This window comes from Nonomuraea antri (genome assembly GCF_013283785.1).
GTDB classification, from domain to species: Bacteria; Actinomycetota; Actinomycetes; order Streptosporangiales; family Streptosporangiaceae; genus Nonomuraea; species Nonomuraea antri.
The window spans coordinates 1-7,612 of the sequence record NZ_JABCPZ010000346.1; the positions used below are offsets into that span (position 1 = coordinate 1).

Consider the following 7,612-nt stretch of genomic DNA (forward strand, 5'->3'; position numbering starts at 1 on the left):
AGAGACAGGTCGTGGGCGGGACGCAGCTCCAGCGGCATCTGGTGCTGGTCGCCGAGGTCCACCTCCTGGACGTGCCGGCGCGTACGGAGGTCCCAGAAGTGCAGCTTGTGGCCGTATTTCCGGCCGAGCAGCAGCTCGCCGACCAGCCCGTCCTCGATCATGGACGGGGTCCCCCACTCCGAGGTCACCAGCACGTCGTGGTTGAGGTGCCACCAGAAGTCGTAGGCCAGGTACTGCGGCCCGCGATCGGCCTCCCACCGGCCCTTGACCTCGAACGAGGTGTGGTCGAGCACGGCGATCCCGCCGGGCCCGTCCGCGCCGCCCACGCCGCCGAGCGCCGAGACGTACAGGCCCTCGGGCCCGCAGTGCACGGTGTGCGGACGCGAGTAGCCGGCCCGCGCGGCCAGCGTCTCCGGCTCGATCACCTTGACCAGTTCCGGGCTGAGCCGGTCCTTGGTGTCGTAGACGTGCACCCTGGACGACCTCAGACCGGGCACCACGAGGTAGCGCCGCTCGACGTGCGGGTGCGGCGCGTTCGGGCACAACGCGCTGCTGCACGCGTTCCAGCCGAAATGATGCAGCTCGTCGCCGGTGTTCGGCAGGTCGGTCCAGCCCACCACCCGGCCGTAGCCGGCGGAGGCCGGGTCGGTGTCGAGCACGGCGAGCGCGTCGGGACGGCCGGCCGCTCGGTCGAAGGCGGCGACGTAGGCGAGCTTCTCCACGGGCGCCTCGGCGGCGTCGCGCGGCGAGGGGTAGAACGTGGGGTCGGGGGTCCACAACGTCATGTGTCCAGCTATTCACGTAAATCCCTACTAGACAATAGGGATTTACCGGGCCGTTTACAGCGGTGGCGTTTCGTGATGGATTCTGGACATGACTGTGCAGGGCGCCTGCGACCCGCGGTTCACGCAGGTCGCGGCCGAGTTCGAGGCCAACTTCCGGCACCGGGGCGAGGTCGGCGCGTCGGTGTGCGTGATCGTCGACGGGAAGCCCGTCGTCGATCTGTGGGGCGGCGAGGCCGCGCCCGGCTCCCCCTGGCTGAACGACACGATCGGCCACGTCTGGTCGTGCACCAAGGGCGCCACCGCGCTGTGCGCCCACCTGCTGGCCGCGCGCGGCGAACTCGACCTCGACGCGCCCGTGGTGCGTTACTGGCCCGAGTACGGCGTCCACGGCAAGGGCGCCACGCTGGTCAGGCACCTGCTCACGCACCAGGCCGGGCTGCCCGCGCTGCGCGAGCCGCTGCCGGCCGGGGCCTTCCACGACTGGAAGCTGATGACCGGCCGACTCGCCGCAGAGGCGCCGTTCTGGGAGCCCGGCACCAGGCACGGCTACCACGCTCTGACGTTCGGCTACCTGGTCGGCGAGCTGGTGCGCCGGATCAGCGGGCGCTCGCTCGGCACGTTCTTCCGCGAGGAGGTGGCCGAACCGCTCGGCCTGGACTTCTGGATCGGCCTGCCGGAGTCGCTGGAGGGCCGGGTCGCGCCGACGATCCCGGCCGACCCGCCGCCGGTGCCGCCCGCGTTCTACGTCAAGGCGTTCACCGACCCGACCTCGGTCCAGGCGCTGCTGCTCGGCAACGACGGCGGCTACCTGGCCGAGTCCGACAGCCGCGAGGCGCACGCCGCCGAGCACGGCGCGGTCGGCGCGATCACCAACGCCAGGGGCCTGGCCGGCCTGTACCGGCCGCTGTCACTGGGCGGCGACGGCCTGATCGGCCGCGAGCATCTGGAGCTGATGTCGCTCACGCTCTCCGCCGGGACGGACGCCGTGCTCGCGGTGCCGACCAGGTTCGCGATGGGCTTCATGAAGGCGATGGACAACCGCCACCTGCCGCCGGCCGACAGCGAGGGCGCGCTGATGTCGGCCACCGCGTTCGGTCACTCGGGCATGGGCGGCTCGGCCGGCTTCTGCGACCCGGCGGCGCGGCTGGCGTTCGGTTACACGATGAACAAGCAGGGCCCCGGCCTCGGCATCAATCCGCGTGGGCAGGCGCTGGTGGACGCGACGTACCGAAGTCTGGGGTACCAGCAGGTCTATGGCGGGATATGGCGCGCGCCGGGTCATTAATCACGCGCTACCGTGACATGTCACTGTTTTTCAGGAGCGAGCGGCATGTTCTTCGGTATCACTGACCTCTGGGCCTACGTCGTCGGCGCGTTCTTGATCGTGCTCCTGCCCGGCCCCAACTCCCTGTACGTCCTGACCACCGCCGCCCAGCGCGGCGTCGGCCAGGGCTATCGCGCGGCGTCCGGCGTGTTCGTCGGCGACACCGTCCTCATGCTCCTCACTGCGGGCGGCGCGGCCTCGCTGCTGGAGTCGCAGCCGGTGCTGTACGCGATCGTGCGTTACGCGGGCGCGGCCTACCTGGGCTGGATGGGCCTGCAGATGATCTGGGGCGCGTGGAAGTCGTGGCGGTCCGGCCCCGGCATGGCGACGGCCGCCGAGACCACGGTCGCCGAGACCGAGCCGGCGCGATCGGGAAACCCGTTCGCCAGGGCGCTGACGATCAGCCTGCTGAACCCGAAGGCGATCTTGTTCTTCGTCTCGTTCTTCGTGGTGTTCGTCGACCCGTCGTACGCGACTCCGGCGTTGTCGTTCACCATCCTGGGCTCGATCGTCCAGGTGTTCAGCATGTTGTACCTGACCGCGTTGATCTTCGGCGGCACGTACCTGGCCGCGCAGTTCCGCAACCGCAGGAGGCTCAGCGCCGGGCTCACGTCCGGGGTCGGGGCGCTGTTCATCGGCTTCGGCGCGAAGCTGGCCACGGCCTCGCTCGGCTGACCTTCGCGATCATCACCGCAGGTAGAGATCTTCGTGGAACGTGTCAAAAGAGGCAGTATCGCTCCGCGCGCTCAGGTACGGTAGGCCACCGGTGCCCACCCAGGGCGTGGCGGAGCCGCCGTTCGGTTACACCGAGCGATCCGTCCGGTAAGCCTTTTCGCCCGAAGCCCGGGTAGTCCCCCGATCGTCGGCCTATCTGCGGAGCAGCCTTGAACCATCCGCCCGTGACCCTCCCACGCCTTACCGCGCTCGCCAGGCAGGCGGCCCCGGGGCTGCTCGAAGCGGTGGTGGCCCCGCTGGCCGTGTTCTACGCGGCGACGGTCGTCGTCGGATTCCAGTGGGCGCTGGTGGCGACCGCGGTCTGGGTGTACTTCGGCGTGATCAGGCGGCTGGTCAAGCGGGTGAAGGTGCCCGCCACCATGTATCTGGCCGCGTTCGCGATCACCGTGCGTGCCGCGGTCGGGTTCTGGACCGGCACCTGGGTGTGGAGCATGATCCAGCCGGAGTGCGGCACGTTCTTCATCGCCATGGCGTTCCTGGCCTCGGTGCGGCTGAACCGGCCGATCGTGCAGAAGCTCACGCTCGACTACGTGCCGCTGCCGTCGGCGATGCTCAAGCACGAGCGGGTCCGCAGGTTCTTCGTGCGCATCACGCTGCTGTGGGCGTTCGTGCTGCTGATCAACTCCACGCTGAGCATCGCGCTGGCCATCCACGAGCATCTGCAGGGCACGCTGATGGTGTACCTGCTGGTGCGCACGTCAGCGGTGGCCGTGATCAGCGGGGTGGCGATCGTCTTCTCGATCTTCGCGTTCAAGCGGCTGCTGCGCCGGATGCACGTCGCGCACGTCTGAGCCCGCCCGAGCCGGCGCACCCGCCCGTTCGACGAGCTGGAACGCGCCGCTCATCGCCATCACCAGCCCGGTGAGCATGCCGAACAGCTCCACCAGCTCCGCCGCCGGGTCGCCGCCGCCGGCCAGCGGGCCGCCCACCGAGCGGACGATCATCGCGTACAGGCCCCAGGCGAACATCGCGCCCGCGCCGAGCCAGGCCACCACGAGCGGCCGCCACAGCGGGCCGCTCCCCCGGCCCCTGGCGATCACCACCAGGGCGACGGCGGCGGCGATCACCAGCAGGCCCTTGAAGCCCTCCTGGACGGCCCACACCGCCGTCGTCCCCTCCTTGCCGCCGAACGCCCGGAACAGCCTGGTCCCGCCGAGCACGGCGGTCACCAGCAGCGCGCCCCAGGCCACCACCGTCTGGAACGACCTGGTACGACTGGGGTGGGCGAGCCCGCCGGCGAACACGAACGGCCAGCGGTCGCGGGCGTAGAGCGCGAAGGCCGCCATGAGGCCGACGCCCTGCACGATGAACCCGGTGTAGACCATCGCGTACACCCACGTCTCGATCGGCCCGCCCGCCGGGAAGATCGAGAACCCCTCGACGAGCAGCGCGAACGGCACCGTGACGATGATCACGCCGAGCAGCCCGGTGCCCACCCACATCGGCGGCAGCACCAGCCAGGCGGGCAGCCGCCGCCCCCACCGCAGGGTGAAGGCCAGGGCCAGAACCAGGGCGACGACGTCCATGCCGAACGTCATCGTGTTGAGCCCGACCATCGCCGGGTCGCGCATCAGCCGGGGATCGTTGACCCCGATGGAGCTCCCGGTGAGCCAGAGCAGCTTCAGAGTGAGATAGGGCAGCATGGCGGCGACCGCCACCACGCCCGCGGTGATCCGCCCGATACCGGCTTTGTCCGTCATGCCGCCAGCCTCGCCGGGACGGCGGCCGGTTCCCTCCCGAACGCTAGCGATCCCGCTCCCCCGCGCGGGGGAGTTCGACGGTCAGCTCGTAACCGTCGCCCGCGGGCCCCGCGGTCAGCGTGCCACCGGCCAGGCGCACCCGTTCGCGCAGCCCGGCCAGCCCCAGCCCGCCGGGCAGCGCGGTCGGCCTGGCCCGGCCGGGGCCGTTGCGCACCCTGATCAGGTGCGGCGAGACCGTCACGGTCACGGGGGCGCCAGGCGCGTGCTTGGCCGCGTTGGTGATCCCCTCCTGCACCACCGCGTGCGCCAGCTCGGGCACGGGTCCCGTCAGGTCCAGCGTGATCGCCAGGCCGGAGCTCCTGGCCCGCTCGACCAGCTCGGCCACGTCCTCGTCCACCGGTGACAGCGGCGCGGCGTCGGCGTCCTCGCGCAGCAGGCCGATGATCTGGCGCAGCCGCTCGGTGGCGTCCGCCGCCGCCACGCGCAGCTCGCCGGCCGCCTTGACCTGCTCGGGGCCCAGCCCGGGCGCGAGTTCGAGCCCGGCGGCGCGCACCGCGATCAGCGCCAGGTCGTGGCCGAGCCCGTCGTGCATGTCGCGGGCGATCCTGGCGCGCTCGCGCAGCCGCGCCTGCGCCTCGGTGGACAACCTGGTCTGCCGCCGCTGCTCCAGCAGCCGCCGCCGGAGCAGGCCCAGCAGGTACGGCAGCAGGTAGGTGAACAGCAGGCCGCTGCCCATGGTGATCCACAACTCCGTGGACGCCCCCTGGGCCAGCACGACCAGCGCGCCCACCGCCGTGATCAGGCAGAACAGCGCCGCCGCCGGCCACAGCGCGCCGAGCCGGCGTCCGGTCAGGTAGGCGTACCAGATGATGAACGGCGACGTCACGACGAACGGGAAGATCTTCAGCCCGGGCCTGAGCGCGGTCCAGTCCGGCGTCCAGGTGGCCAGCCCGGTGTCGAACTGCCACGGCCCGAGCGGCACCAGCAACGCCACCGCCGCCAGCGGGTACGGCCGGCCGACCAGCACCGCCACCGCCGCCAGCCCCCACTTGGCGCCCGTCATCGCCCAGAAGGCCGCCGGGTCGAGGAACGGATCGGGACCCATGGCCGCGACGAAGACGCAGATCAGGACCCAGAGCAGCACGTCGTAGACGACCTCACGACGGCCGGCGCGGCGCAGACGATTCACCTCACCGACGTTATCGAGCGCGGCGCGTGCCACGGTTCCCACCAAAGTGCGGCGACATCCCTGACGAAAGTCAGGGGTGGAGCGAACTCGTCCATGGCGGTGGGGCTAGCACCACCTCGAAAGCGGATACCCGCACTCCTGTGCCGGGCCGTCTCAGGCGCTTTGATCGAAGGGTGTCCCACCAGGGTCGCGACCCTGACCCCGACGAAAGTCGGGGGTGGTCCGTGCCGATCGTCCGATGTGCCATGACCTGCGGAGTTCCTAACGTCGTTGGGGTACCGGCCCTGATCCGTATCGGGGAAGGGTCGGCGTTCGACCGGGGGGATCCCGGATGTCCTGAGCCATCGCACGCCGACAGGCTGTGAGAGTCCTGACGATCGGAGCAATCACACAATGACGCACGCCATCCTCGACCTGGTCCAACAGGTGATGTCGTCGCCATGGCTGTACCTGGCGCTGTTCGCGCTGGCGCTGCTCGACGGGTTCTTCCCCATCGTTCCCGCCGAGACGTCCGTGATCACCGCGGGCGTGTTCGCCGCCTCCGGGCAGACGAACCTGGCGCTGGTCATGCTGGTGGCGGCGCTGGGCGCGTTCGCCGGCGACCACATCTCCTACACCATCGGCTACAAGTCGGCCGGGCGGCTGCGCGACCGCAAGGCGTTCGTGTGGGCGCGCGACGCGCTCGCCGAGCGCGGCGGCCTGGTGCTGATCGTGGCCCGCTACATCCCCGGTGGCCGCACCGCGACCACCCTGACCATGGGAGCCGTACGGCACCCGCTGCGTTCCTTCACCTTCTTCGACGCGATCGCCACCAGCTCGTGGGCCGTGTACTCCGGGCTGATCGGCTACTTCGGCGGGATGGCGTTCGAGAACGACCCGATCAAGGGTCTGCTTCTCGGCCTGGGCATCGCCCTGTCCATCACCGCGGTGGTCGAGATCGTGCGATGGGTCAGGAAGCGACGCGCCACCCAGGCTTCCCCGGAACGTCTTCCTGCGGACACGTCCGTTTGACCCTGCCTGGCAACCATCCGTTCTGAGAGGAGTGCGCATGACTGTGCTGGCCGCGGTGATCGCGCTGGTCGGTTCGCTGTTCTTCGCTCTCGGCGCCGCCCTGCAGCAGTTCGAGGCGGTGGGCTCGGCCAAGCCGCGCCTGCTCGACCTGCTGCGCAAGCCCCGCTGGCTGCTCGGCGGCGTCTCCATCCTGGCGGGTGGCGCCCTGCACATCGTCGCGCTCGGGCTCGGCCCGCTGACCGTCGTGCAGCCGATGGGGGTGGCCAGCCTGCTGTTCGCGCTGCCGCTCGCCGCCGCACTGCACGGCCGCCGGCCCTCGCGCAAGGAACTGGCCGCCGCCTCGGTGGTCGCGGTGGGCCTGATCGGCCTGGTGCTGCTGGTGCCGGAGTCCACCGGCCCGACGCACCTCAGCCCGAACGGCGTGATCACCCTGCTGGCCGTGGCCGGCATCGCCTCGGTCCTGCTGTGGGCCGGCGCCAAGGCGGCCTCCCCGGCCGGCCGGGCGGCGCTGCTGGCGGCCGGCTCCGGCGTGCTCTACGGCGCCACGGCCACGCTCATGCGGGTGCTCGTCGACGGCGGCTGGAACTGGTGGTACCTGCTGGCGCTGCCGGTGCCCGCGCTGCTGGCGCTGGTGCTGCTCCAGCGCGCCTACGCCGTCGGGCGCTTCGGCGTCGCGTTCGCCGCGCTGCAGATCGCCGACCCGCTCACCGCGGTGGCGTTCGGCGCGCTGCTGCTCGGCGAGCCGCTGCCCACCGGCCTGACGCCGATCGCCGCGGCGGCGCTGACCGCGGCCGGCACCGTCGCGCTGGCGCGCACCACGCCGCTGGAGGCCCGTCACTGACCCCTGAAACCAGCCGTCCCCCTTCTC

Annotated in this window: 8 protein-coding genes; 5 read left to right on the forward strand and 3 right to left on the reverse strand. The window is 71.2% G+C overall.

Annotated elements, in window-relative coordinates; all coding sequences use genetic code 11:
* The coding region (locus HII36_RS51515; RefSeq protein WP_217371016.1) for a selenium-binding family protein at nucleotides 1–785 on the reverse strand (785 nt) is incomplete at its 3' end.
* 88 nt (nucleotides 786–873) lie between these two features.
* Here HII36_RS51515 and HII36_RS51520 point away from each other — a divergent pair.
* The 3 genes from HII36_RS51520 to HII36_RS51530 all read left to right on the forward strand — a co-directional run bounded on the left by HII36_RS51520 (nucleotide 874) and on the right by HII36_RS51530 (nucleotide 3,635).
* Complete coding sequence (locus tag HII36_RS51520) at nucleotides 874–2,070, forward strand: serine hydrolase domain-containing protein (protein WP_217371017.1); 1,197 nt, start codon at nucleotides 874–876, stop codon at nucleotides 2,068–2,070.
* A 45-nt stretch (nucleotides 2,071–2,115) separates the two neighbouring features.
* A complete protein-coding gene (gene leuE / locus HII36_RS51525) occupies nucleotides 2,116–2,784 on the forward strand; it encodes a leucine efflux protein LeuE (RefSeq protein WP_173530732.1) in 669 nt (222 codons plus the stop codon).
* Between the two features lie 224 nt (nucleotides 2,785–3,008).
* The gene (locus tag HII36_RS51530; RefSeq protein WP_173530733.1) at nucleotides 3,009–3,635 is read left to right on the forward strand and encodes a VC0807 family protein; all 627 of its coding nucleotides are present in this window, start codon (nucleotides 3,009–3,011) and stop codon (nucleotides 3,633–3,635) included.
* Here HII36_RS51530 and HII36_RS51535 read toward each other — a convergent pair.
* Both HII36_RS51535 and HII36_RS51540 read right to left on the reverse strand, forming a co-directional pair.
* Nucleotides 3,543–4,544 carry a hypothetical protein gene (locus HII36_RS51535; RefSeq protein WP_173530734.1) on the reverse strand — a complete coding sequence of 334 codons (1,002 nt, stop codon included), beginning with the start codon at nucleotides 4,542–4,544 and terminating at the stop codon, nucleotides 3,543–3,545. The two genes, HII36_RS51530 and HII36_RS51535, sit on opposite strands and share 93 nt — an antisense overlap.
* Nucleotides 4,545–4,587: 43 nt before the next feature.
* The gene (locus HII36_RS51540) at nucleotides 4,588–5,733 is read right to left on the reverse strand and encodes a sensor histidine kinase (protein WP_173530735.1); all 1,146 of its coding nucleotides are present in this window, start codon (nucleotides 5,731–5,733) and stop codon (nucleotides 4,588–4,590) included.
* A 393-nt stretch (nucleotides 5,734–6,126) separates the two neighbouring features.
* On the opposite strand from HII36_RS51540, the gene HII36_RS51545 reads away from it, so the two are divergent.
* Together HII36_RS51545 and HII36_RS51550 are read left to right on the forward strand one after the other, a co-directional pair.
* Nucleotides 6,127–6,744 carry a DedA family protein gene (locus HII36_RS51545; RefSeq protein WP_173530736.1) on the forward strand — a complete coding sequence of 206 codons (618 nt, stop codon included), beginning with the start codon at nucleotides 6,127–6,129 and terminating at the stop codon, nucleotides 6,742–6,744.
* A 37-nt stretch (nucleotides 6,745–6,781) separates the two neighbouring features.
* A complete protein-coding gene (locus tag HII36_RS51550) occupies nucleotides 6,782–7,585 on the forward strand; it encodes a DMT family transporter (RefSeq protein ID WP_173530737.1) in 804 nt (267 codons plus the stop codon).
* Nucleotides 7,586–7,612 lie beyond the last annotated feature (27 nt).